We start from the raw sequence: 25,895 nt of genomic DNA on the forward strand, positions 1-25,895 counted from the left end.
GCCCAAGACCATGACCGTGTTTAAACCAATGCTGTCGATCGCCGCGAGAATGCGCTTCTGCGTTCCCGTCATCGCTGCGATACCCCTGCTGTTCAGCCTTGCCCCCGCCGCGACCGCGGACGGCGCCGGGCATACCTCACTCGCTGCCCTCGAATATCGCGAGGGTCACCGCGAGGCGGCGATCGCCCGGCGCAGCGATTTCATGCGCCGCATGGGCGAGGGCCTCGCGGTGATTACCAGCGCGGACCGCTCCCAGCCCAATCTTTACGAGTTCTACACGCCTGACACGGAGCACAAGGACTTCGTGTTTCTGACCGGGATTTACGACTCGCACCCGCCCGGGCACATCCTGGTCATGAACCCGGGTGGCAGCGAGTACCGGGAGGTGCTTTACACGGACATGGACGCCGCTGAGGCGCGTCGACTGTCGGGTATAGAGCACGTGTTCCCGCGTGAGCGTTTTCTGCAGCACATGAGCAGCGCGCTGACCGACTATCGCAACCTGCGCATCACCCAGCTGCGCTTCAAGGAGGTGGAGTCGGATTACGCCCTGGGCTGGGGTGATCAGACCAAGGTGCTCTACGTGAATTACCCGCGGTTCACCAATCTGAATGAACCCGCCAACCCCAGGCTCGCGTTCGTCGACCGTCTGCGTGCAGCCACCGCCGAGCTTGATGTCCGCGATGCCGGTGATCTGCTCGACCCGATGCGCATGATTCTCGACGATTTCGCCATGCAGAATCTGCTGCGCGCGATCGAGATCACCGGACAGGGGCTGATGGAGGGCATGAAAGTGGCCAGCCCCGGACTGACTACGCTGCAGGTCATGCACACGGTGGATTACGTCTATCGACTGCATGGCGCCGGTCTCGGCTTTCTCACCGGCGTGTCACCGGCGAGCAATCTGAACGAGGCGCTGAAGTGGGAGACCACGGCGGAAGAAGAGGCCGCGCGCAAGGGCGATGCCCGCATAACGAAAGGCTCCCTGGTGCACTTTGACACTGGCGCCAGCATGAACCACTACTCCGCGGACATTCAGCGCACGGTGCCCGCCGATGGTCGCTTCACCGCCGAGCAGCGAAGGGTCTATCAGGGTGTGCTGGATGTGCAGAAGGCGGTCATTGCGGCTGTGCGGCCCGGCGTGACCTGGAACGAGCTGCAGGAAATGACCATGCGCCTGCTGAAAGAGGCCGGTGGCTGGGATGAAAGCTATACCTACGGTATAGGTCACTTTATCGGCATGGAAGTGCATGAGCACGGCGATTATCTGGAGCCGCTGCAGCCGGGCATGGTGCTGGCCATCGAGCAGGGCGCGGTGGTTGACGGTACGCGAGTTGCCTTTGAGGATGATGTACTGGTGACAGAGGATGGCTACGAGTGGCTGACCCGCTTCATTCCGATTGAAATTGATGAGGTGGAAGCCCTGCGACGCGAGCCACCGGCGCTGCGGCCCGAGGCTCTCCTGGGCCTCGACTGATTTGCTTCCTGTCCGGCACTACACGCGACATCCCCTGTCGCGCGTAGTGCCGGCGTTACTCGGCCACCGCTGCGGTGGCCCGCCTACCTCCCGCCCATTTCGTGCGCTTAGCGACCTGAAGTGCTTTATACGACCATATTTTGTTGACATGTTCCCCATCATGGCCGAGATTTACGGTTGGCAGTAAAAAAAGAAACCACAGCGGGGAGAGTCAGCTTATGAATCATCGTCGATCTTTGATGGCGCGGGCAGTGCATGGCGCCGTAATAGCAGGCACGGTCAGTGCCGGTGCAGGATTCGCCGGATCTGCGTACGCGCAACAGGACACGGCACTGGAAGAGGTGGTCATTACGGGTTCGCGCTTGCGCCGTGACCGCGATTTTGTGGAGGTGAGCCCGGTCGCGACGTTGGACATGGAGCAGATACAGGGCCTGGGCAACCTGACGCTGGAGCAGACGGTCAACCGCATGCCTCAGCTGGTGCCGGATACCACCAGTGCGACCAACCAGTACGGTGGCGCCGCCATGAGCGCCAACCTGCGGGGGCTGGGCGCAGTGCGCACGCTGGTTCTCGTTGATGGCCGTCGCTACATTCCTGCGGAAAACACCGGTATCGCCGACCTTGCGACCATCCCGGATATGCTCGTGGAAAGTGTCGAGATCGTGACCGGGGGTGCCTCGGCGGTCTATGGTTCCGACGCCATTGCGGGTGCCATCAACTTCCGCCTGCGCGATGACTTCCAAGGTGCCGAATTCCGCTACCAGCGTGGCGAGACCAGTGAAGGCGACGGCGATACGGAACGCTTCGACTTCCTGCTCGGCGCCGGCACGGACGATGGACGCGGCAATGTCACGTTCGCGGCGTCCTACTCGGAACGCGGCACCATCATGGGTGACGCGCGCGACTTCTCGGCGATTCCGCTGGTGACCAGTTCAACCGGCGAATACGTGCCCTTCGGGTCGGGCAACATTCCCGGCACGGTCATTTCGCTGCAGCCGGCCCAGTTCCCGCTCATCAACGGCGTCGATCTGAGCAATTCAGACGGTTCCTGCCCCGGACCCATCCAGGGCGTGCGCTTCGACGCCGGCGGCCAGCCGGTGCCCTTCTGTCGGCCGGAAGACCAGTTCAACTACGCGGCGGACAACTTCCTGATGCGCCCGATGGAGCGCTACCAGATCAGCACCCTCGGCAGATACCAGATCAACAGCCAGGTGGAAGCCTACGCGCAGTTCTTCTACAACAAGTACGAGCAGGCCTACCAGATGGCGCCCGAATCTGTGGCCCCCACCAGCTTCGGCCAGGGCGGCGGTACGATCGTGATTCCCCAGGCGGCCACCAACCCGCTGTTCAGCCCGCAGTTGCAGAGCTTCTGGGCGCAGAACGCCGCATTCTGGGATGCCGACGGTGATGGCGATTACGTGGTCAACAACACCGGTCGCCGATTCGAGGAATTCGGCCCGCGCAACTTCTCGTTCAACATTGATTCGTTCATGCTGACCGGCGGCTTCCGAGGCGACCTTGAGTTTGGTGACCGCAACTGGGCGTGGGACACCTTCTACCAGTACTCCAGGAATGAAACCACGCTGACCAACGTCGGTCTGCTGTCGAAGTCCGGCATCACACTGGGCCTTGACGCGGTCATCGACGACAGTGGCAACGTCAGCTGTCGCACCCAGGTGCGCGGCTGTGTTCCGGTCAACATCTTCGGCACGGACACACTGACGCCGGAAATGGCCGCCTACCTGCAGAGCGAGAGCGTGACCGACAATCGCTTTGAGCGCGAAGTGGCTGGCGCCAGCATCGCCGGTGACCTGTTCGAACTGCCGGCCGGCATGGTCGCTGCCGCATTCGGCGCGGAATATCGCGAGGAAACCATCTCCGTTGTGCCGAACGAGGCGCAGCTGACCAATGACCTCGCGGCACAGGCTATCGCCCCGGAAGTCGTGAACGGTGCGTACGACATCTTCGAGGTGTTCGCGGAGACGCGCATACCGCTGCTCAACGACCAGTTCGGGCTGCAGGGCCTGGCAGTGGAAGGCGCGGCACGCTACGCCGACTACTCGACCATTGGCAAGGTGTCCACCTATAGCGGGTCTCTGGACGTGGACGTCAACGAACAGGTCAAGCTGCGCACCGGCTACAGCCGCGCCATCCGCGCACCGAACCTGGATGAGCTGTTGCGTCCGGTGAGCGCTGGCTTCCGTCCGGTGAACGACCCCTGTCTGGCGGTGAACAATCCGTCGGCAGCCGTCAAGCAGCTCTGTGTCCAGCAGGGCGTACCGTCCAACATTATCGACACGCTGGTTGACAGTGCGCGCTCAGGCTACGACCTGATCAGCGGCGGCAATCCCAACCTTGAAGAGGAAGAAGCGGACACCCTTACCGCAGGCTTCGTGCTGATGCCGTCCATGCTGCCGGGCCTGTCACTGTCGTTGGACTACTACCGAGTCGAGCTGGAAGGTGCGATCTCGCAGGTGGATGGCCAGCTGCTGCTGAACGACTGTTTCGCAACCGGCGCCATCGACGGCACATCCTGCCAGTCGATCACGCGGGATTCGAATGGCAACATCTTCGAGGTCAACGCTCCGCTGCTGAACCTGGCGAGTCGCGAGGTGGAGGGCATGGACCTGGCGATCAACTACGCATTTGAATCGCTGCCGGCCTTCCTGGCGCTGCCGAATCACGGTGCAACGCTAGACGTCCAGTCCTTCTCGTCATGGCAGTTCACGAACGAGACCCAGGTGCTGGAAAGCCTTGATCCGATTGATTGTGCGGGTCGCTACAGCGGCACCTGCTCCAGCGGCCCGGTGCGTCCGGACCCGGACTTCCGCAGCCTGCTGCGCTTTAACTACCGGTCCGGCCCGCTGCGCCTGAGCCCCGAGGTCAATTACATCGGGGATCTGAAGCTGGCCGAAAACTCGACGCCAAACGAGCGCGGCACGCAGGATGCGGTGGTCTATGTCAACCTGAACGGTGGCTGGGACATTACCGAGAAGATCAACGTGTTTTTCGGTATCAACAATCTGTTTGACAAGCAGCCGCCAGTCTGGGCATTCCAGGCAGCCGGCGACCTCAACGTCAACGTGAATCTTTACGACCCACAGGGTCGCAACTTCTTCGCTGGCGTGCGGGCGGCGCTGTAGCGTCCCCAATCGGGGTCAGGTCCCAGCGGGGCCTGACCCCACAAGTGCTGACACTTGTTTGCAACGATAGCGGCGTGGTTATATGAATAGCGTTGATGACGCCTGAAAACCATGGAATCCCGTCTCTTGTCGGCAGCACAGGCATTGCTGCTATTTTGCGGGGGCTCCGCAGTCACTAACGTCCGGGGGAAAGTCATGACTCTACCGAAACGCCTCGCCTTCAAAGCGGCTCTGGCCATCGCCCTAGCTGTTTCTGGAGTGGGATCGCAAGCCGTTATTTTCGACGTGGAACTGCCGCGGGAATCACCGGAAGAGAGCTACGATGGCCGGCTCATCCTGATCATTGCTGCGAGTGACGACAAAGACCCGCTCGACCAGGTCAGCCCCGACTATGACGCGGCGCAGATTTTTGGCATCAATGTCGAGGACTGGCAGCCTGGCAGTCGCGAGCTCATCGACAGCGATGTTCTCGGTTTCCCGGCGCGCAGCATCAAGGATATGCCCGAGGGCGAGTATTACGTGCAGGCAGTGCTGCACAAGTACGACACCTTCAACCTGAGTAACGGCAAGACGGTGCAGCTGCCAGCCGCGAGGGGCGCTGGCCAGAACTGGCGCAAGGAGCCGGGGAACCTCTACAGCAAGCCCGTGAAGCTGAGCATCCGCCCGGACAGCAAGGATGTCGAGCGACTTGTCCTGAGTGAAGTCAATCCGCCGATCGACGAGCCGGAGGATACGGAATATGTCCGGCACATCAAGATCCGCAGTGAACTGCTGTCCGAGTTCTGGGGTACGGACGTTTATCTGCGCGCTCACGTTCTTGTTCCCCACGGTTTCGACGATCAGCCCGATGCACGCTTTCCCCTGGCCATCTTTCACGGCCATTTCCCGGCAGATTTTGGCGGTTTCCAGACGACACCACCGGACCCTGAGGCCGAGTGTGTCTATAGCAAGCGCTTTGACCTGGATTGCTACAACCGCATTCAGGAGCAGGAGGCTTACGATTTCTACCAGTACTGGATTTCGGACGACGCGCCGCGCATGCTGATTACCGAAATCGACCACAGCAACCCCTATTATGACGACAGCTATGCGGTGAATTCCGACAATATCGGCCCCTATGGCGACGCCATTACCTATGAGCTGGTTCCCGCTATCGAAGACGCTTTCCGCGGCATTGGCGAGGGCTGGTCGCGCTTCGTTTACGGTGGCTCCACCGGTGGCTGGGAGGCTCTGGCCGTTCAGGTGAAGTATCCGGATGAGTACAACGGCGCCTTCGCCGCCTGCCCCGACCCGATCGACTTCCGCCAGTTCGTCACCGTCAATATCTACGAGGATGACAACGCCTATTACCGTGAAGGTCCCTTCGGCCGGATCGAGCGTCCGTCGCGCCGCAATTATCTGGGCCATATCTCGCGCTTCATGGAAATGGAGAACCGCTGGGAACTGGTCCTTGGCGACAACACCCGCTCTGGCCAGCAGTACGACATCTGGCAGGCGGTGTTCTCCCCCAACGGAGACGACGGTTATCCGAAGCCAATCTGGGACAAGCGTAGCGGCGAGATAGACCCCGAGGTGGCTGAGTACTGGCGCGAGAATTACGACCTGCGCTACATCATGGAGCGCGACTGGAAGGAACTGGGACCCAAGCTTCAGGGCAAGATTCATCTCTATGTCGGCGACATGGACAACTACTACCTGAACAATGCGGTATACCTCACGGAGGACTTCCTGGAGAGCGCTCAGCCGTCCTATCAGGGAGTTGTCGACTATGGCGATCGCGCCGAGCACTGCTGGAATGGTGATCACGAGAACCCCAACGCCGTGTCACGCCTGCGCTACAACACACTCTATGTGCCACGTATCCTACAGCGAATCCAGGAGGCTGCCCCCGAGGGCGCCGACCTGACCAGCTGGCGTTACTGAGCGGGAGAACAGGAAGGCAATGATGTATGTACTGAAAAAAAACAGGTCTCTGGCGGCGACGTCCCTGGCACTGTGTATCGGCCTGTCGGCCACGCTGGCACCGGACAGCCGTGCCGCCGTATCCCAGGAGAGCAAGGAGCAGGCAAGGGAGCTGCTGGAATCGATGATCCCTCTGCGCACGGCAAAGGGCTATGGGCAGGTCCCCGCGCTCATCGATCTGCTGGAGCAGCGACTGGGTGCGGCAGGTTTCAGCGACGAGGACATCGTGCGGGTGCCGCTGGAGATTGATGGTGAGATGACCAGCGGCCTGATCGTGCGCTACCCCGCTGCGGGCATCCCCGAGGCGCCGCCGGTTGTCTTCATGGCCCATATGGACGTGGTTGATGCTATCCCCGAGAACTGGGAGACAGATCCGTTCACCCCCACCACCATCGACGGCTACCTTTACGGACGCGGTACGCAGGACAACAAGTTCGGCGTTGCCCTGCTGGTGTCGACCTTTGCCGATTTGCGCGAAGCAGGATTCGAACCGAACCGCGACCTGGTGCTTGCCTTTGCGGGGGATGAAGAGACCGGAATGGAGACCACTCGCGAGATTCTCAAGCATCCCTACGTGAAAAACGCGGAATACGCGCTGAACTCGGATGCCGGTGGTGGCAGCATGAAAGCTGACGGCACGCCGGTGGCTTTCAGCATGCAGGCGGCAGAGAAAACCTATGCCACGTTCATGCTCAAGGTGAAAGGGACCGGCGGACACAGCTCGGTGCCCCAGCCACAGAACGCCATCTATGATCTCGCCCGCGCACTGGTCGCCATCGAGGAGCTGCGTTTCCCGGTGCAGTTCAACGACATCACCCGCTCGATGGCAGAAAACATCGCCGAGCGCGAAGGGGGTGAGCTGGCTGATGCGCTCAGAGCGCTGCTGAAGGATCCCGAGGATACGCAGGCGATCGCCGTGATGCAGCGATATCCGCAGTATTCCAATATCCTCTGGACGACCTGCGTTGCGACCATGCTTGAGGCCGGTCGCACCGAAAACGCGCTGCCCCAGGATGCGAGCGCCGCCGTCAACTGTCGGATTCTGCCCGGTACCGGCGGCGTTGATCACGTGCGCGAGCGCTTTGCCAGTGCGATCGGCAATGACGCCATCAGCATGTCACTGACGCGTGAGGCGGTGGAGAGCCCCGCCTCACCCATCCGCGAGGATGTGACAGAAATCCTGCAGGCCGGTGTGGCGCTCAACTACCCCGGCATTACCCTGCAGCCAACCATGTCCTCCGGCGGCACCGAGAGCCGCGAGTATCGCCGGGCGGGCATTCCTGCCTATGGCGCCGGCAGCCTGGCGCTGGTGCGGCCCGATGACAGTCGCGCCCACGGCATCAACGAGCGCATACCGCTGCAATCCTTCTACCGTGAAATGGACTACTGGGACTACGTGGTGCGGCGCGTGGGTGGGGAGAACGTTCGATGAAGTTCTCATCCCGCCGCGGATTCCTGCGCGCAGGGGCGGCATTTGCCGTCGCCACACCCCTTCTGGCGCGGGCTGGCGCCGCCCCGGGCACCTCTATGGCGCCACCGGTATCCGGACTGACAGGTCTGTCGTCGATCACCTCGGAGGCGCGCTTCATTACCGGCGCCGAGCGGCAGAGTCGACGCGACAAACTCAGCCGACTGCTGCGTGAAAACGGCGTTTTCGCCGCGCTGATCGAGCCGGGTTCGAGCCTGCGCTACTTCACCGGCGTCGAGTGGTGGATCAGCGAGCGCATTACCGCGGCGCTCATTACTGCCGAAGGTGGGCTGGCCTTCATCACACCCGCCTTCGAGGAGTCCCGGCTCCGGGAGCTGGTTGACGTTCCGGTGGAGGTGCTCACCTGGGAGGAGGACGAGGACCCCTTCGTCATTCTCGCGAACTGGCTCAAAGCCTCCGGGCAAGGGCCGAAGCGGGTCGCGCTGGATGAGGCGGTGCGCCACTTCATTGCCTACCGCCTGTCCGAGGCGGCCCCGGAGTGGGAGGTACGTTCTGCCGCGGCCGAGGTCAACGCCTGTCGCATGATCAAGTCGCCGACGGAACTTGCCCTGATGCAGCTTGCCAACGATGTAACGGTTGCGGCGTATCGTGCGGTGTATCCGCTGATCGACAAGGGCATGTCCGGTCCCGATATCAGTGCACTGATGCACAGTGCGCAGGCGAGGCTGGGCGCCGACGATCCCGCCGGCGGCACGCAGGTGGGCAAGGGCAGCGCACTGCCGCACGGTTCACGCGAGCCAGAGTATGTCGCCGAGGGCATGGTCGTGCTCATGGACTTTGGCTGTTCGGTGGGGGGCTACCGCTCCGACATCTCGCGCACCTTTGTCTATGGTGAGGCCGACGCGCGCCAGCGGCGCCTGTGGAATCTGGTTCACCGCGGGCAGGAAATCGCGTTTGCCGCGGCTCAGCCGGGCACGCCTGCCGGCAAGGTGGACGCTGCGGTGCGGGAATTCTATGAGGCCGAAGGCTTCGGTCCCGGCTATCAGCTGCCGGGTTTGTCGCATCGCACCGGACACGGCATCGGCATGGATGTGCATGAGCCGATCAACTTCGTGGGCAATGAGACGGCTCCGCTGGAGCCAGGCATGTGTCTGTCGAACGAGCCCGGCCTGTATGCCCCCGGTGATTACGGCGTGCGCCTGGAAGATTGTCTGTACATCACGGCGGACGGCCCGCGCTATTTCTCGGATCCGCCGCCGAGTATCGACAAGCCCGTGGGCTGAGTCTCTTTCACCGGGTTGAAACCTCGACAAACAGGCCTTTCCCTATGAAGCTACCGCAAGCGACCTCTCTTGTGGGCAAGTGGTCTTTCTGCTGCCCGTCGGTTCTGCGCCGGGCTGCCGCTGCCGCCGCACTGGCGCTGACTTTTCCAGCTGTGCTCGCGGTGTCAGCAGAGCCGCCGCCCCTGACCCTCGATCGGATATTCGAGACGCCGAGCCTGTTCGGTACGCCCCCCTCCCGTCCCGTATGGTCACCGGACAGCGAGCACCTCGCCTTTCTCTGGAGCGAACCGGGGCAGACGCAGCGAGAGCTCTGGATTGCACGCCGCGATGGCTCCGGGCTGTCGCGACTGGATAGCGGAACATCTGCAGATTCCGCCGCGGTCCGGGACATTGCCTGGCTGCCCGATGGCAAGACACTGGTCAGCCTGCAGGGCGATGCCGTCTGGCTGACCACCCTGGACGGCAGCAAACGTTCACTCGCCTCGTCGCAGAATGGCGCAGCAAGCCTTGCTGTTGCGCCAGATGGAAAGCACGTCAGCTGGCTGCGCGAGGGCGATCTCTGGCTGCTTGATCTGGACAGCGGCGAGGTCCGGGCACTCACGGATGTCGGCCTGCCGTCTATTTCTGCGCTGAATAAGGGTCGCTACCGGCGGCCGGATCGCGAAATCGGCCCCGGTATCTGGGGTGGCCCTACCTACGCCTGGTCACCGGATAGCCGCACTATTGCCGTGCACCACGTTGACCGGCGCGGTATGCGCCGCGTGTCCTTCCCGGATTACCTGGCGGCGGACGATACCGATCCGAACTACGTGCGCCGGGGCTATCCCGGTGATCCCAACGAGTCGCGCAGCGTTGGTTTCATCTCGCTGGACAGCGGCAGGCTGCAGCTCCTGGACATGGCGGATACAACGGCCAACCAGGTGGTGGGGTTCTCCTGGTCGACAAACGGCGTGCTGCTGATTGACGCTGCCTCCGATACGTCGGTTGATCGCTGGCTGTATACGGTAAGGCCGGCGGAGGGCGTGCTGCGCGAAATCTGGCACCATCGCCGCGACAGCCGCATTTACACGCAGTTCGGCGCGGTCTGGAGTGCCGATGGCAGCGAGGTTGTCTTTCTCAGCGACCAATCCGACCATTACGGCCTGTATGCGCTGGATACGACCGCGCCAGAGCCGGTCGCGCGTCGCATCAGCGACCCCGGTGCGGATGTCCTCGCGCCCCCGAGGCTGGCCACAAACAGCGGTGAGCTGTACTACCCGGCGACGGGAGGGCTGCCCTACGAACGGCATATCTATCGGGCGACGCTGGACGGTGGCGAGCCGGTACGCGTCAGTCAGCGCCCCGGTCACCACGACGGCTATCCTTCACCCGACGGAGGCGCCATCGCCATCGTCAGCAGCGACGACACCAGCCCACCCGAGCTGTACATAGGGGATGCCGCTGGCACGGATCTGCAGCAGGTGACCGCCTCGCCGCTGCCAGAGTTCCATCGGCGTGACTGGGCCCGTGCGCGCTACGTCAGCTTTCCCAGCGGCATCGACGATTACACGCTGCATGCGCGCATCCTTGAGCCTGCGCAACTCGAGCCCGATCGTCGCTACCCGGTGCTGTTCGGGCCCATGTACTCGAACACGGTGCGCAATCGCTGGGCGGGCGTGTATACCGAGTCGCAGCAGCTGCTGGTCCAGCAGGGCTACATCGTGGTTCAGGTGGATGTGCGCGGCAGCACCGGCTACGGACGTGACTTCCGCGAGGAGTTTCTGGCGGACTTTGCCGGCGAGGACATTGACGATATTGCCAGCGCCGTGGATTACGTGCGCACGCTGCCCTATGTCGACGCGGAGCGACTCGGCATCTGGGGCAGCAGCTATGGCGGCACGCTGACGGTTTACACCCTGCTCACCCGGCCCGGTCTGTTCTGCGCCGGCGTTGCCGCCGCCTCGGCGGTGGATCCGGCCTATTTCGGCACCGACGATGTCGCCATCGTGCGCCGCCCCGCTGACGAGCCCGCCATCTTTGCGCGTCGCGCCAGTGAGCTGGCAGGCAACCTCGAAGATCATCTCCTGCTGATTCATGGTCTGCAGGATCAGGTGGTGCCCTTCAGGACGGTGGCCCAGCTGGCAGAGGCATTTATCCGCGAGGGACGCAATTTCGATTTTGCGATCGCGCCCGGAGCCACCCACGGCTGGCGCAGTGAGTTACCCTACGCCCGCTTTCTTTTTGGAAAACTGATCGAGCACTTCGATCGCCACTTGAAATCAGGAGCCTGTTCGTGAATCTTCCACACCTCCCGCGCCGTGCAGGTGCACTTGTGATAGCGAGCGTTATGGCAGCCCTGGCGGGCTGCGGTGCCGACAATGACAGCAGCGCGGCAGTCGCACAGACCTCGGCAGCGGAAAGCGCGCAGGCCGAAACCCCTGCTGCGTCGAAAGGTGATGAAGAGTCGCTGGCGCCTGCCGTGGTGGCAGCACTGGAAGCTGCCGCCCGCGGCCAGGCCTTCGAGGATTCGCTGCACCCTGAAACCGCCAAGACCGGCAAGGCACTGTCTTCGCTACAGCAGGCCTTTGATGTCAGGCATTATGCGCTGTCCCTGCGCATCATGCCCGAGACGAGGACGATTGACGGCAGTCTGGCGGTCACCTTCGAGGCGCTCGAGTCACTGACTGCCATTGAACTGGACCTCGATCCGGGTCTGTCCGTGCATGGGGCGACTGTCGCAGGACAGGCCGCTGAGGTAGCCCGCAACGAAGACAGCTTTACCGTGACCCTGCCGGCGTCCGTGGCGGCCGGTGAGACGGCCACGGTCACCGTCAACTACGGCGGCAAGCCGCACATTGCGCTGGCCCCGCCCTGGCACGGCGGCTTCGTGTGGTCCGAGGTGGACGGCACGCCCTGGTTTGCGACCGCCGTGCAGACCGAAGGCTGTGATCTCTGGTGGCCCTGCAAGGACACCTACGCCGACAAGCCGGATGACGGTGTGGAGGTTGCGATCAGCGCACCCCGCGGCGTGAAGGTGGCCTCGGTGGGAACCCTTGATGGCGTGGAGGAGGGCGACGACGGCTTTGATACCTGGCGCTGGGTGTCGCGCCATCCCTACACCGGCTATGCGATAGCCATCAACGGCGGCCCCTACGAGGTCATCGAGGAGTCCTACACGGGCATCAACGGCACGACCTACCCGATCCAGTTCTGGGCATTGGCCGCGAACGCCGACAAGGCGCGCAGGCTGGTAGAGACAGAGGTGTTTGCCGATCTCGAGTTCTTCGAGCGCATGGTCGGTCCCTATCCCTGGGGGGACGAGAAGGTCGGCTTTGTGGAAACCCCTCACCTGGGCATGGAGCACCAGACCATTAACGGCTACGGCGAAGGCTACAAGCGTGGCAAGCACGGTTTTGACCAGCTGCTGCACCACGAACTGGCCCATGAATGGTTCGGCAATGTGATGACCCACGCACGACCGCAGGATTCCTGGCTGCACGAGGGTTACGGTGCCTATATGCAATCAGTGTATGCCGAGGAAACCACCGGTGATATGGGCTACTTCGATCGCATGTATGGCGCCTACACCAACAATGAGCACTGCCTGCCGGTAGTCAATCCCGCGGTGGCGGATGTCGGCGAAGCTTTTGATAATCGCGATATCTACACCAAGGGTGCGTGGCTGTTGCATACGCTGCGCAACTATATCGGGGAGGAGGCCTTCTGGGCCGGCACACGCCGGCTGGTGTTCGGTACTTCGGAGCCCTGGGATCTGCCCTACCCGATAGCGCCTCGCTACCGCACGACCGAAGATTTCACACGCATCATGAGTGAGGAGGCGGGACAGGACGTGGCCTGGCTGGTGGAGACCTATCTGTACGAGGCGGGCATGCCGGACCTGCAGGTGGAACGCAGCGACGAGCGGATTGAGCTCACCTGGAACACCCCCAGCGATCGTCCCTTCCCGATGCCGGTCAGCGTCAGCATTGACGGAGAGATCATTCGTGTTGCCATGGCCGAGGCGACGGGCAGCATTGCTGTCCCGGCGGGCGCCAGGGTCATCATCGATCCTCGCAGTGAGATTCTGCGCAACCTGCCGATCATCGGCTCCTGCGACGAACAGACGGAAGAACAGGTGCAGTACAACATTGATCGCTATACGCGCATGGCCAGGGAATACGGCTGGCAGCGCTGAACAACAAGGTAACCCTGATATGACAGCACGACTCCGACACGTTCTTTCCCCCGTGGCTCTGGCCGTGGCAATGACCACTTCGAGCCTGGCTTCTGCCGAGGTCCACGAGCTTGTAGATCCGCGTGTGCCGCACATCCTCCCGGTCAAGGAACGGGCGGCCATCGTCGACCAGTGGCTGAAAGAGCGTCTCGATACCCTGGTGGCGCCACTGATGCGTGAAGTGGGCGTGGATATGTGGATTCTTGTCGCCGGTGAATACGACGAGGACCCGGTGGTGAAGACCATGCTGCCGGCAACCTGGCTGGCGGCGCGGCGTACCACTATCCTGATTTTCCATGACCGCGGGGAAGAGCAGGGCGTGGAGCGCATGGCGGTGGCGCGCTACCCCGTTGCCGACCTGTTCCCCGCCGCCTGGGATCCGGAAGCGCAGCCGGACCAGTGGCAGCGCGTTGCGGAGATTGTGCGCGAGCGCAATCCGGAAGCCGTTGCCGTGAATACGTCGCCGGATTTCCCGCTGGCTGACGGTCTCAGCGTCGGCATGTCACGCAAGCTGCGCGACGCGCTGGGCGATGACGCCGGGCGTCTGGTCGAGAACCACGATCTCGCCATCGGCTGGCTGGAAACCCGCACGGAATCCGAGATGATGGCCTATCCGCATATTGTGCGCATTGCCCATGCCATCATCGCCGAGACCTTCTCGGAAGCCTCCATCACGCCGGGAGTGACTACCACCAACGACCTGCGCTGGAGCCTGCGTCAGCGCGTGGTCGATCTCGGACTGGATACCTGGTTCCACCCCAGCGTGCACGTACAGCGTGCCGATCAAGGGGCCTTTTCCATTGCCAACATGAGCCTCGACGAGGGTGACGTGATTCGTCCCGGCGACTTTCTGCACGTCGATTTCGGGATCACCTACCTGCGTCTGAACACCGATACGCAGCATCATGCCTACGTCCTCCGCCCAGGGGAGACGGAAGCCCCGCTGGGGCTGCGCGACGGACTGGCCGCGGCCAACCGGGTCCAGGACGCCCTCCTGGACGCCTTTGAGACGGGCCGCAGCGGCAATGACATCTTCATGGCGGCGCGCAGCACGATCGAGCGTGAGAATATCGACGGCACGATCTATTCGCACCCGATCGGTTTTCACGGCCACGGCGCGGGCGCCTGGCTCGGCTCCTGGGACAGCCAGAAGCCGATTGCCGGCGGGCGCGGCGATTATAAGCTGCGTGACAACACCGGCTGGTCGATTGAGCTGAATGCGCAAAAGGCTGTGCCCGAGTGGGGTGGCCAGGTCGTGCGCTTCATGACGGAAGAAGACGCCTACTGGGACGGTGAGACGGTGCGCTACCTGGATGGGCGCCAGAAAGAGATCACCCTGGTGCCGCGCCAGCAGGCGACACTGCCGCAGTGATCCCTCATGCCGCCCTGTCCGTTTGTGGTGGACAGGGCGGTCACGTTCGCCGGAAAACGCCGGAGCTTAGCGGATCAGTCGCACCTTCTGGTTGACCGGGTACAGCCACTCGATGCCGCGCGACGTGACAACGGCGTCATCTTCCAGCGGTATGCGCAGCTTTTTGCCGCCCCACTCGGGAATCGCGGTATAGGCGAACAGTTCGATGGACAGCAGATTGCTCTCCTTGAGCATGTAGGTCATGCGCTCCGGATTGAACCATGCGATGGAGGGCCCGATGCCGTGCCCGAGATTGCCGACCGAGTGACAGCCAATGATCACGTCGACCACATCCGGATCGTCGACGGGACTATTGAAGGACTCCATGTAGGTGAAGCCGCTTTCGTTGATCCGCGTCTTGAGGAATTCGTAGGTGTCTCCCGCCGTGCGTCCCGCCTTGATATTGGCCTTGAGGATATCGCGCACGCGGCGGCCGTTGTCGAAGGCTTTCTGGATGCTGTCGGGCAGGTGTGTCTCGCCGTCTTTCAGCACGTAGGCATGGCGCTTGATGTCGGTGTAGAAATTGAGATACCCGACGCCCCAGTCAATGGCCAGGAAGTCACCCCGCTGGATCACGTAATCGTCGGACGTGGCGACGATGCCGTCAGGCCCGGTGGCGTATACCGAGGGCATGCCGAATGAGGTGCCCAGGTTGTTCTGGAACTGCTGTTCGCGCATCCACCAGGCCACATCCGCGAGGGTGGTGCGTCCCGGCGTGATGACCTCGTTGGAGAATGCGCGCTCGGCGATATTGCGCGACAGTTCGCCGGCGCGGGCAAAGCCGGCGATTTCCGTGGCCACGCGGCGGGAGCGGAAGTCCGACACCAGCTTCTGTGCCGAGACAAAACGCCCGGCATAGCGCGGGCCGAGCTCGTCGCTGAGTTTCTGGTAGCTGGTATGGCTGAGGCCGTCGGCCGCGCCGATGTGCTCGGCCATGTTGAGGGCGATGGTCTGCGGGTCGCGCTCCTCGACGAAGGCCTTCAGGTCGTCGGGGCTGCCGAAGATATCATAGGCGCCGTTATCCTCCACCAGGGCTGTGCCCACGCCAAGGACGGCACGCTCTATGCGCCCGTCACCGCGGTCAGTGAAAATGTAGTAGCCGTAGGAGCCGACATAGCCCTTGCCGAGGTCTTCCGTGAGCGGATCGTCGAAGCCTTCGCGGTTCACGGTAATCCACATGTCGACCTCGTTCTCCTGCATCACCTCGGGCAGCACCAGGTCAAACTTCTCCACGCGAATCTGGTTCATGAACTCCCAGCGCCGCTGGGCTTCGCCTTTGGCGTGGACATAGGCCGTGGCGTCGGCAGTCACGTTGGCAGCGATGCCGGCACCCAGCAGTGCCAGCCCTGCGATCAGACTATGGGTTTTCATTTTCGGGGATCCTCGTTATGGGCCGTCCGCGGGGACAGCAGTCAATACAATGCGGGAGGGGAATTCAGGGCCCTGATGCACGGCATTCACCGCCGTCACGGGCTGCGTTTCCATGGCGTTCTCGCCGCCGGTGTTCAGGTTGCGGGCGAAGCGTGGAAAGCTGCTGCTGGAGACTTCCAGGCGGATGCGGTGTCCAGCGCGGAAAACGTTGCTGGTAGCCATGGGGCCGATCCGCAGTTCGACAACCTCGCCGTCACTGAGGAATACCGGTTTATCGTAGCCCTCGCGATAGCGTGCCCGCTGAATGGTCTCGTCCAGATTCCAGGCTGTGCCATCCGGCTCGACATCCACCAGTTTGGCGGTGAAGTCGGTGTCGCTGGCATCCGATGACACATACAGCACCACCTCGACGGCACCACTCACTTCCAGATCCTTCTGCAGTGGCTCGCTGGTGTAGACCAGCACGTCCTGCCGCGCCTCGATCGGACGCTGGTCAAAGCTGCCCGGGACCAACGTGTCACCCAGACAGCAGACGTTGCCGCCGAGGGACGGAACAGGATTGCGCGGATCGTAGCGGAAGCGGTCTGCCGCAGCGGCCTCCGGCGCTGTACTTGCCAGCCGTCCGTCCCCTGCCAGCCCGTTGGCGTTGCCGCTGCTGGACAGGAACAGGGTGCGGGTCGTGGCGTTCTCTGGCGGCCAGGTCCCGGCGCTGCGCCAGGTGTTGCTGCCCATGGCAAAATAACGGACTTTGGGCTGCTCGCCGCGGGCGAAGCTGTTGTTCTCGCCCTTCATGTAGTGATCGAAGAACTCGTAGACAATCTCGTCAAGGCCGAAATCCACCACGCCCATGCTGCGTTCGCCGACCACATGGGGCTGACGCAGCCGGTACATGTGGCAGTGCTCGGTAGGGGCGACGATCATGTACTGCGCGTCGCGCACCTCAGCGGAGCTGGCGTTCTCGCGCACGTGGTTGTAGAGGGCCAGATTGGGCGCTACGGAGAGATCGAACCAGGAGTTCACCCACAGTGCCGGCACGGTGAAATCCTCATCGTCGTGGTAGAGACCGCCCTGGTACCAGTCCGGATGATTCGGGCCGCGCCTGACCATCTCGTCGAAAACACCGGGCGGACCGCCGTTTGCCGTGATCATCTCTGCCACCGGCAGGTGACTTGCCGCCGAGCGCCAGTCGGGACCGGGGATCGTCGGCGCCAGGTCATAGTATCGCTCTGCGCGAAGGCGTTCCTCCTCAGACATCTCCGCGGGAAACTGCGGCCGCAGCAGGTTCTGCTCGTTGTAGAGCCAGGCCATCATGGGTAGCTGGATGACGCCGCCGCGGTAGAAATTGCCCTGCTCGTAGTAGGAGCCCATACGGCCGATACCGGCGCCCATACCCATGGGGACGGCGGCCGCGTGCGCGGGGTGGGGTTCACTGCCCAGGCCCATGATCCACTCCGCCGTTGATGAGCAGCCGATGGTGCCGACCTTGCCGTTCGACCACGCCTGTTCGGCGATCCACGTCAGTGAATCGTGACCGTCGGTACGCGGGCGGCCGAGGATTTCCCAGTCTCCCTCGGAGAAGAACTTGCCGCGCTCGTTCTGCATGACAAAGGCGTAGCCGTGGCGGACCGCATCCAGCGCAAACTTCAGGTTGGCATCGGAATAGCCCGGGGTGGGCTCCATCTTTTCACTGAAGTTGTAGGGCGAGCGCCAGAGGATGGCCGGCAGCGGTCCGTCTGCATCTTTCGGCAGGTAGACGCGGGTGGCCAGGCGCACGCCGTCTCGCATGGGCACCATCAGCGCGCGCTCTATGACTGACTCTTGCGCCAGCGCTTCGCGGCGGACGGTATCGCTGACCAGATGGATCTGTGCCGCGGCGCTCAGTGCCGCGGCAGCCAGTATCCCCGCCAGCGCCAGTCTTGTTCCGTTTCCTGTCACCGTGCTTTCTCCCTGGCTAAGGCGGGGCAGGCCGCGGTGGTTGTCAGAACGGCTTGTTCCCGGCGTTCTGCATGATCCGCCGGATCTCAGAGTCATCTCCCGTCAGCTGCCAGTGCACCAGAGAGGTCGGTACGCTGCCCGCGCTGTTCAATTCGCGGAAGAAGTCCTTGACCGTATAGTCCTGGTTCTCGGTCTGGCGGTGACGGTGTGCCAGCAGGCGCTCGAGCAGATACTTGCCGGTCACGTAGCTGGTGCCATAGCCCGGCTGTCGCAGATAGAGATGCTGCTCGAACTGGAGCAGATCGGGCTCGTTGTCCATCCAGCCCCGGGGAGTCCACTTCACGTGTACCTGGCTGGCCTCGGCCATGTCCATCTCGTTGGCGTGGGCATACAGCGAACCCAGGCCGCGCGCGGCGCGCTGCGCAAGCATGATCCAGACGAGCTCCCGGGAGCGCGGGCTGTCCGCGTACAGACCGGCGTGCATGAACATCTCCTCCACGCCGGTGGCGGTACCCTCGTTGCGGCTGTCAAAGATGTTGTAGAGCAGAGGGCCGCGGCGGATCGGGCTCGGGTGCGGCTCGTACTCCATCTGTGCCAGGTCAAACCAGTGGTAGAAGTGGGAGTACAGCGGCGTCGGGTCGATGTGAGCACCGATGGAGAAGAAGTTGCGCGTCTCCGCAGGCACGTATTCCACCAGGTGTTCGCGCAGTGCGGGCTCCAGGTAGTCCTTCTCGGGCAGGATATCCTCGTCAATCAGCCAGCGGATGAATTCGCCGGCCTTGCGGTCTGCCAGCGCGTCAAGCTCTTCCTTCGTGTCTGCCGCGCGTGCCGGCGGCAGTTTGCGGTTGGCGTGCTCCTCGAGCTTGAGTGAAGACCAGGACCGATCGACTTCCCGCTCGAGCAGGCGTACTTCGTCCATCCAGGTCATCGGAACATAGTGAACCTGCTGCAGAAGCCAGCTGTAGTTGTCTCGGCCAACGCCGGATGGACCATCCTTGGAGGGCAGCTCTTCGTTCAGCCAGCTGACCAGTTCCGCTGTCGCGGCACTGGCCTCGTCGAGGGCGGCGGTCATCGCTTCGCTGGGCGAGGCAATCTGTTCCCGGATCTGGTCAAGAAGATCGCCCTGGCCCTCGATGTTGCGGATGCCGGCACGCCACAGATCGCGTGCATTACCGGTCAGGTTCTGCCTGGCCTGCTGCATGAGCGGTGGAATGACCGCCAGCTCTGACAGCATTCGCTGCTCCTCAGCCTGGGACAGCGGGAACTCGTAGGTCCACAGCTCCAGAATGGCGTGGTGGGTCGGTCCCTCGTGCGCAGGGACATCACTCTTGTGGTCCCAGATAGTCTGGTAGAAAGCCGGGTCGCGCACCCAGGGCTTGAGGACCTTGTGGTTAAACTCAAAGCCGTTCATTTCCGCACGCACCATGTGCCAGTCGACCTGCTGCTCGACGGGCCAGGTGGACGTATCGATCGCAGCCAGGCGATCACGCAGTGCCTCGAACTCGGGATAGGCGCTGTCGAAGCGCTCGGCCGTGTAATCCGGCGCGCCATCGCGCAGCGGCGGCGTCTCGAACTCGCGCCATTCCGTGAACAGTTCGGTCAGGGCAGAGTAGCTGTCGGGCCGGCTATCACCGGTCTGCGCGCCTGCGGTGGAGACCAGGCCGGTAAATGCCAGCAGAAAGCCAATTCCTGCTGACAGGATTCTGACGTTGCTCAGGTTCATGTTCGATTCCTCATTTTGTATTCGCCGCTTTTTTTGAGTGGCGACCGGACAATCCGCGAACTCTCTTATTCTGCGTCAGACTGCGGGAAAATGCGACCGGATCGTAATGCAGGAAAGAATGCGGTCGGGGAAGGAGACCGGCCGGAGCCGGCCGTTCTCAGGCGGGCTTAAGAACCTGTGTGAACAGGGCGGTGCCGGCGGTGTCCTTGAGGGTTACCGTCATGGTGTGGGTGTCGGCGGCGATGTCGACCTGCCCGAAGAACTGCCTGCCGGACAGCGGCGACAGATTCGCTGTCCCCTCCGGCGCGCCACGCTGGTAGACCACCTGCGGCCCGAAGGTGTTGTCCATGGGATTGCCGCCGAAGGTGCCGGCGTTCAGCGGGCCGCTGACGAATTCCCAGAAGGGCGCAAAGTCACGGTACACCGCCCTGGCGGGGTCGTAGTAATGGGCCGCGGTATAGTGGACATCGGCGGTCAGCCAGACAAGGTTCTCCACGGCGTTGTCCCGCAGGTGCGTGAGAAGGTCGGCGATTTCCAGCTCACGCCCCGCGGGCGGGCCGTCCCTGAGCGCAATGGCCTCCGCACCGCGCTGTTCCTGCCAGTCGTCGTAAACAATGATGCCCAGCGGCATGTCCGAGGCGATGACCTTCCAGGTGGCGGTGGATTCCACCAGCGCACGCTTGAGCCAGCGCAGCTGCGCGGCGCCGAGGATCCGCGACTCGGGAGACAGTGTCGTGGGCTGTTCGTCGCTGTTGGGTCCGCGGTAGGAACGCAGGTCAATGCGAAACACCTCCAGCGCCGGACCATAGGGGAAGCGGTCGTAGATGCGCTCCGGATCCAGCGGATGGCGGCGTGTCGGGGTGTACTCCTGAAAAGCGCGCATGGCCCGCGCTGCCAGCTTCGCCACCGAGGGCTCCCGGTAGCGTGGGTCCTCGCTCTTGCGCATCTCCCAATACCAGTTGTTGGTGACCTCGTGATCGTCCCACTGCGCGATCACCGGCACATGGCGATAGAACTCCCGCAGCCCCTCGTCCATGAGGTTGTAGCGGTACTGCCCGCGATAATCGTCCAGGCTCTCCGCCACACGTGATTTAGGCTCCGTGACCAGGTTGCGCCAGACCTGCCCGTCGTCCAGCTCCACGCGGGCGGAGAGCGGGTTGTCGGCGTAGATCGCATCGCCCGAGTGGATGAAGAAGTCCGGCTGTAATCCGGCCATGCGCTGATAGATGGGCATGCCGCCGATGTCCGGGTTGATGCCCCAGCCCTGGCCAACGGTGTCGCCGGACCACAGGAAGCGAATGTCGCGGTCGGCCTCAGGCGGTGTGCGGAAGCTGCCCTGAAGCGGTTCGCTGCGGCTGCGATAGTCGGCCAGGTCGAGGAAATCCACCGCGTAGTGGATGTCACTCCCCGCCGGCAGATTGCTGAGCAGCACCTTGCCGGTGTGGTCGGTATCCTGCAGCGTGTGCAGCTGATGCTCACCCCCGATGGTGGAAAAATCCGGTGCCGTCGACCAGCGCACCCGCATGCGGGCATCGCGGTCGGTGCGCGACCAGATGACCGCACTGTCGCCGCGCAGGTCACCGATCTGTACACCGCTGCCGGCGTCGGGCAGCGTCTGGCCCCGATTGCCGGCGGCGCGCACGAACGCCGGTGCCATGCCGCCGGCGAGCGCAGAAGCGCCCAGGCCAGCGCGCAGCAACTGGCGGCGTGACAGGCCGCCCCGCGATTCTCGCTGTCTACTCATGGGTTGTTCCTCGTATCCCACCCTGCTGCATTGTGTCTTCCCTGGCTCAGAAACGGTAGCGGGCGCCCAGCGTGACAAGGCGCGGCGGCAACAGCTGAAAACTGGTGACACCCTGGAAAAAGTCATCGGTGTGTACCGAGGCCACGGCGTCATTATCCAGCAGATTCTGAATATTCAGTTCCAGGTCCCAGTCGGCATCGTTGGGCAGAAAGCGGAAGTTGAGGTGCACCAGGTTGTAGGAATCCACTTCGTCACGTGGTGAGTTGAACACGCGGTTGTAATAGTCGCCGCGATAGGTCCAGGTCAGGCTGCTCACGAGATTGCCCTGCAGGCTGGCGCCGGTCACCGGCTGTGTGTAGGTCAGGCGCAGATTGGATACCAGGTCCGGGATCTTGGGCAGGTCATTGCCGTCCAGGTCCTGTGCCAGTCCGCGGATAGTGGCTTCGATGACCGCGGGGTCCGACAGGCCGGCAGTCTGGTTGACCTGCTCGGCGCGATCCACCGCGGGTCGCCCCTGGCGGATTTCCGATTGTGCAGCAGCGAGTGAAAAGTCCACCCGCAGCCGGTCGCTCAGGTTTGCAATAGTCTCGAGTTCAACACCGTAGACCTCGGATTCCGGCAGGTTGCTGCCGCCGCTGACGCCGTTGCCTGTCAGGCTGAGGCCCGCGGAGTTGAACAGGTAGTTTTCAATGTCATAGTAATAGGCAGAAAGGTTCAGCTGCAGGCGCTGGTCCAGGAGCGTGTTTTTCGAGCCGATCTCCCAGGCAGTCACCTCTTCCTCTTCAAACACCTCGGGAAAAAAGCCGGTGCCGTTGGGATCTTCGACAAAGCCGTTGTTGGAGGCGGCGGGCTTGATACCGGTTGCGACCGAGGCGTAGACCATGTTGCTGTCGGAGAGTGCGTAATCGAGCGCGAGTTTGTAGGTCAGGTTGTCTGAGCTTTCGCTGGGTCTGGCCGGCGTGCCGGTGCGTCCCTCGGCCGTCAGACAGCCGCTGAAAATGTTGCAGCGGATGTCTTCGAATTTGTTGCGGGTAAAGCGGGCGCCGCCGGTGGCAGTGAGCTGCTCGGTAAGGCGGTAGCTGACCTGGCCAAATGCGGCACTCGACTCGAAAGAGCGACGGTCGGAGTTCTGGAAATCGCGATCCGGGTTGCCAAAGCCGATCAGCGCGGTATTCACCGGCCGGCCGTCGCGATCATTATCCACGTAGTTGCGGGTATCACTGTCGACATCGGTGGACAGGTGGAACAGGCCGAACTGCCAGTCCAGTGGACTTCCCGAACTGTTGTTGGACACCACGTTGAGCTCGGCGGTGTAGGTCTCGTCGCGCTGCGTCAGGCCACCGACGTGCTGGCGTATGGGTAATTGTCCCAGCAGCGTGATTTCCCCACCGGCTGGCGTGGGCAGGGGTGCCGGATCGTTGGCAGTAAGAGAGGATCGGTCCGCGTCCAGCTGTCGATTCATCTCGTAATTCTGGTAGCTGAACAGGCCGCGAACGTTGGCGATGTCCGCATCGTACTCGAGGATCAGCGAGGCGTGCTGGTTATCCACCTTGAAGAATTCGGTCGTGTCGTGGGAGACGGTTCGCGGGTCGCTCGACACCTGATCGAAGCCACCCTTCAGCGCGGGCCCGTTGATGTCCATGTCGAAGCTCTGCAGGCTGACCAGCGCCGAAAACCGGTCTGTGGCATTCCACAGCAGTTGCGCATTGATGGAGGTGTTGTTTTCGTCGTCCAGGTCATCGAACGCGCCCAGCACGTTATCGGGGCTGGCCTGCGGGTTGGGAATGTTCCGGGTAAAGCCGTCCCGGGTGCGCTGTGACGCGCTCACGCGCACGGCCAGCGTATCGGAGAGCGGAACGTTGAAGCTGCCGCGGGCGTTCTGCGTGGAATAGCTGCCAATCTCGCCACCGATAAAGCCCGACGCGCCGCTCGCGTCTGGCTTGCGCGTAATCACGTTGACGGCTCCACCGGAGGAGCTGTTGCCATAGATTGTGCCGTCCGGCCCGCGAATCACTTCGACCCGCTCAATGTCTACCAGGTCCTGAAAAAGCGCGAAGTCGTTGGACATGAACACGCCATCGATATGGTAGGCAACCCCCGGCTTGGTGGCGGCGTTATCGGGGACTTCGTTGCCGATGCCGCGGATGGCGAAGGTGCGTCGGTAGCCCTGGACTTCTGTCGCCACCAGGCCCGGGATACGGTCGCTGAAATCGAAGGGGTTGTCGATGTTGAGTACGTCGAAATCCTCGCCATTGATCGTGGAAACGGATGCTGCCACGTCCTGCAGGCTCTGCTCGCGTTTCTGGGCGTAAACGGTGATTTCCTCCAGCATGGTCTGCTGGGCGAGGGCAACCGTGGGTGTGAAGGTGATGGCGGCAAGCAAGGCGGCGCGACCTGAAAGGCGAGCGTTGCGTGGTGATTCGCCGGCGAAGGCGCGGATGTCTGACATGTGTCACTCCCTGTGAACGTGTACTGTTGCGAAGCCCCTGCTCAGGGGATGGCGAACAGTAAGGAAGTGAAATGACATGCCGGTTACGGCGACATGACGTTTTCGTGAATATGCTGTCATGTGTCTGATCAGCCGGCCTGCCGAACGTCATCGGTACACATTCCTTTTGCTGTGCCGGCCAGCTTTACTTGAGCGGGCGTGTTTCGCGTATTACAATCCCGCGTTCTTCAGGACCATAGCTCAGTTGGTTAGAGCGCTACCTTGACATGGTAGAGGTCGGCGGTTCGAATCCGCCTGGTCCTACCACTTTTCTTCTGGGGCCAGGTCCCAACGGGACCTGGCCCCAAGGCCGCATCATGAGCAGCTTCCGATCCCTGCCTCTGGCCGAGGCGCAGCTGCAGACGCTAGACGCTCTCGGTTATCACAGCATGACGCCGGTACAGGCGGAGGCACTGCCGCTGATTCTCGGCAGGCGCGACGTGATTGCCCAGGCGCGAACAGGCAGCGGCAAGACCGCGGCGTTCGCCATCGGTATCCTGCAGTCCATCAATCCGCGTTTTTTTGGCGTGCAGGCCCTGGTGCTGTGTCCCACCCGCGAGCTGGCAGACCAGGTGGGTGGCGAAATGCGGCGGCTGGCGCGGGGCATGCCCAATATCAAACTGGTGCTGCTCTGTGGCGGCAAGCCCCTGGGTCCGCAGATCGGTTCACTGGAGCACGGTGCGCACATTGTTGTCGGCACGCCAGGGCGCATCGATGATCACCTGCGCAAGCAGACACTGCAGCTCGATGGCCTGAAACTGCTGGTGCTCGACGAAGCTGATCGCATGCTGGACATGGGGTTTTCCGAAACGGTGGAAACGATCATTGGCCAGACGCCGGCGACGCGGCAGACGCTCCTGTTTTCGGCGACGTTCCCGAATGCCATCCGGCGCATGAGCCAATCCATCCAGCGCGATCCTGCGGCGGTAACGGTTGAAGGCGAGCATGCCTCGGACGTGATCGAGCAACATTTCTATGACGTTGAGCGGGATCAGCGCGACAGCGCCCTGCTGGCGCTGTTTGTTCATTACCGACCGGAAAATGCGCTAGTGTTCTGCCAGACGCGGCAACAGTGCGAGGAAGTGGCGCAACGGCTGCGCGGAAATGATATTCAGGCGCTGGCGATTCACGGTGATCTCGAGCAGCGTGATCGTGACCAGGTCCTGGTGCAGTTTGCCAATGCCAGCTGTGCAGTGCTTGTCGCCACTGATGTCGCCGCCAGAGGTCTGGACATCAGTGCGCTGGCGCTGGTGATCAATTACGAGCTGCCGCGGAGCCCCGATATCTACCTGCACCGCATCGGTCGCACCGGGCGTGCCGGCGAAAGCGGGCGTGCGGCGAGCCTGGTGGCGCCCGCGGATGCACCGCGCTTGCGCGCCATCGAGGAACAACAGGGAACCGGTATAAGCTGTCGGACCCTGCCGCGCGCCAAAGGAGTTGCAGGGTATGTGCTGCAGGCGCCCATGGTCACCCTTCAGCTCGATGCCGGCAGAAAACAGAAGCTCCGCCCCGGCGATATTCTGGGCGCGCTCACCGGCGATGCGGGCCTCGCCGGCGACGTGATTGGCAAGATCGACATCCACGATCGCAGCAGCTACGTCGCAATAGCGCGCGAGCGTGTGCGTGATGCCATGGCTTACATGACCCGGGGTAAAATCAAGGGGCGCAGTATCCGGGCACGCCTGTTGGGTTCAGGTCCGAGTGGGACCTGAACCC

The 25,895-nt window shown here is 62.7% G+C and carries 14 protein-coding genes and 1 tRNA gene; 10 read left to right on the top strand and 5 right to left on the bottom strand.

Going from position 1 to position 25,895, the window contains the following annotated elements; all coding sequences use genetic code 11:
- Nucleotides 1–10 precede the first annotated feature (10 nt).
- The 8 genes from EV688_RS04190 to EV688_RS04225 all read left to right on the top strand — a co-directional run bounded on the left by EV688_RS04190 (nucleotide 11) and on the right by EV688_RS04225 (nucleotide 14,879).
- On the top strand, nucleotides 11–1,477 hold the full coding sequence (locus EV688_RS04190) for a M24 family metallopeptidase (RefSeq protein WP_131917550.1): 1,467 nt from the start codon (nucleotides 11–13) through the stop codon (nucleotides 1,475–1,477).
- Nucleotides 1,478–1,695: 218 nt separating this feature from the next.
- Nucleotides 1,696–4,620 (top strand): TonB-dependent receptor domain-containing protein, encoded by a 2,925-nt coding sequence (locus tag EV688_RS04195; protein ID WP_117317452.1) that lies wholly within the window; start codon nucleotides 1,696–1,698, stop codon nucleotides 4,618–4,620.
- 195 nt (nucleotides 4,621–4,815) lie between these two features.
- A complete protein-coding gene (locus EV688_RS04200) occupies nucleotides 4,816–6,543 on the top strand; it encodes an alpha/beta hydrolase-fold protein (protein ID WP_117317450.1) in 1,728 nt (575 codons plus the stop codon).
- 19 nt (nucleotides 6,544–6,562) lie between these two features.
- Nucleotides 6,563–8,014, top strand: coding sequence for a M20/M25/M40 family metallo-hydrolase (locus tag EV688_RS04205; protein WP_117317448.1), 1,452 nt, complete (start codon nucleotides 6,563–6,565; stop codon nucleotides 8,012–8,014).
- Entirely contained in the window at nucleotides 8,011–9,294 is a 1,284-nt protein-coding gene (locus EV688_RS04210; RefSeq protein WP_117317445.1) for a M24 family metallopeptidase, read from the top strand. The genes EV688_RS04205 and EV688_RS04210 overlap by 4 nt, the downstream gene beginning before the upstream one ends.
- Nucleotides 9,295–9,338: 44 nt before the next feature.
- Complete coding sequence (locus EV688_RS04215; RefSeq protein ID WP_117317443.1) at nucleotides 9,339–11,570, top strand: prolyl oligopeptidase family serine peptidase; 2,232 nt, start codon at nucleotides 9,339–9,341, stop codon at nucleotides 11,568–11,570.
- Nucleotides 11,567–13,468, top strand: coding sequence for a M1 family metallopeptidase (locus EV688_RS04220; RefSeq protein ID WP_240624340.1), 1,902 nt, complete (start codon nucleotides 11,567–11,569; stop codon nucleotides 13,466–13,468). The genes EV688_RS04215 and EV688_RS04220 overlap by 4 nt, the downstream gene beginning before the upstream one ends.
- 19 nt (nucleotides 13,469–13,487) lie before the next feature.
- Nucleotides 13,488–14,879, top strand: a complete 1,392-nt coding sequence (locus EV688_RS04225) for a M24 family metallopeptidase (RefSeq protein WP_117317437.1) — start codon at nucleotides 13,488–13,490, stop codon at nucleotides 14,877–14,879.
- A gap of 66 nt (nucleotides 14,880–14,945) precedes the next feature.
- Here the strand turns inward: EV688_RS04225 and EV688_RS04230 are convergent, their stop codons facing one another.
- The 5 genes from EV688_RS04230 to EV688_RS04250 all read right to left on the bottom strand — a co-directional run bounded on the left by EV688_RS04230 (nucleotide 14,946) and on the right by EV688_RS04250 (nucleotide 24,140).
- Nucleotides 14,946–16,289, bottom strand: a complete 1,344-nt coding sequence (locus tag EV688_RS04230; RefSeq protein WP_117317435.1) for a M24 family metallopeptidase — start codon at nucleotides 16,287–16,289, stop codon at nucleotides 14,946–14,948.
- Between the two features lie 15 nt (nucleotides 16,290–16,304).
- The gene (locus EV688_RS04235; protein WP_205686614.1) at nucleotides 16,305–18,224 is read right to left on the bottom strand and encodes a CocE/NonD family hydrolase; all 1,920 of its coding nucleotides are present in this window, start codon (nucleotides 18,222–18,224) and stop codon (nucleotides 16,305–16,307) included.
- Nucleotides 18,225–18,267: 43 nt separating this feature from the next.
- On the bottom strand, nucleotides 18,268–19,947 hold the full coding sequence (locus EV688_RS04240; RefSeq protein ID WP_117317432.1) for a DUF885 family protein: 1,680 nt from the start codon (nucleotides 19,945–19,947) through the stop codon (nucleotides 18,268–18,270).
- Between the two features lie 157 nt (nucleotides 19,948–20,104).
- Nucleotides 20,105–21,691, bottom strand: coding sequence for an alkaline phosphatase D family protein (locus EV688_RS04245; RefSeq protein ID WP_117317430.1), 1,587 nt, complete (start codon nucleotides 21,689–21,691; stop codon nucleotides 20,105–20,107).
- A 46-nt stretch (nucleotides 21,692–21,737) separates the two neighbouring features.
- Nucleotides 21,738–24,140, bottom strand: coding sequence for a TonB-dependent receptor (locus EV688_RS04250; RefSeq protein WP_117317428.1), 2,403 nt, complete (start codon nucleotides 24,138–24,140; stop codon nucleotides 21,738–21,740).
- A gap of 229 nt (nucleotides 24,141–24,369) precedes the next feature.
- Between EV688_RS04250 and EV688_RS04255 the strand changes: the two genes are divergently transcribed.
- Together EV688_RS04255 and dbpA are read left to right on the top strand one after the other, a co-directional pair.
- A tRNA-Val gene (locus EV688_RS04255) sits at nucleotides 24,370–24,446 on the top strand.
- Between the two features lie 50 nt (nucleotides 24,447–24,496).
- A complete protein-coding gene (gene dbpA, locus EV688_RS04260; protein WP_117317426.1) occupies nucleotides 24,497–25,891 on the top strand; it encodes an ATP-dependent RNA helicase DbpA in 1,395 nt (464 codons plus the stop codon).
- Nucleotides 25,892–25,895: the final 4 nt, after the last annotated feature.

Source organism: Chromatocurvus halotolerans (assembly GCF_004340525.1).
In the GTDB taxonomy this organism is placed as follows: domain Bacteria; phylum Pseudomonadota; class Gammaproteobacteria; order Pseudomonadales; family Halieaceae; genus Chromatocurvus; species Chromatocurvus halotolerans.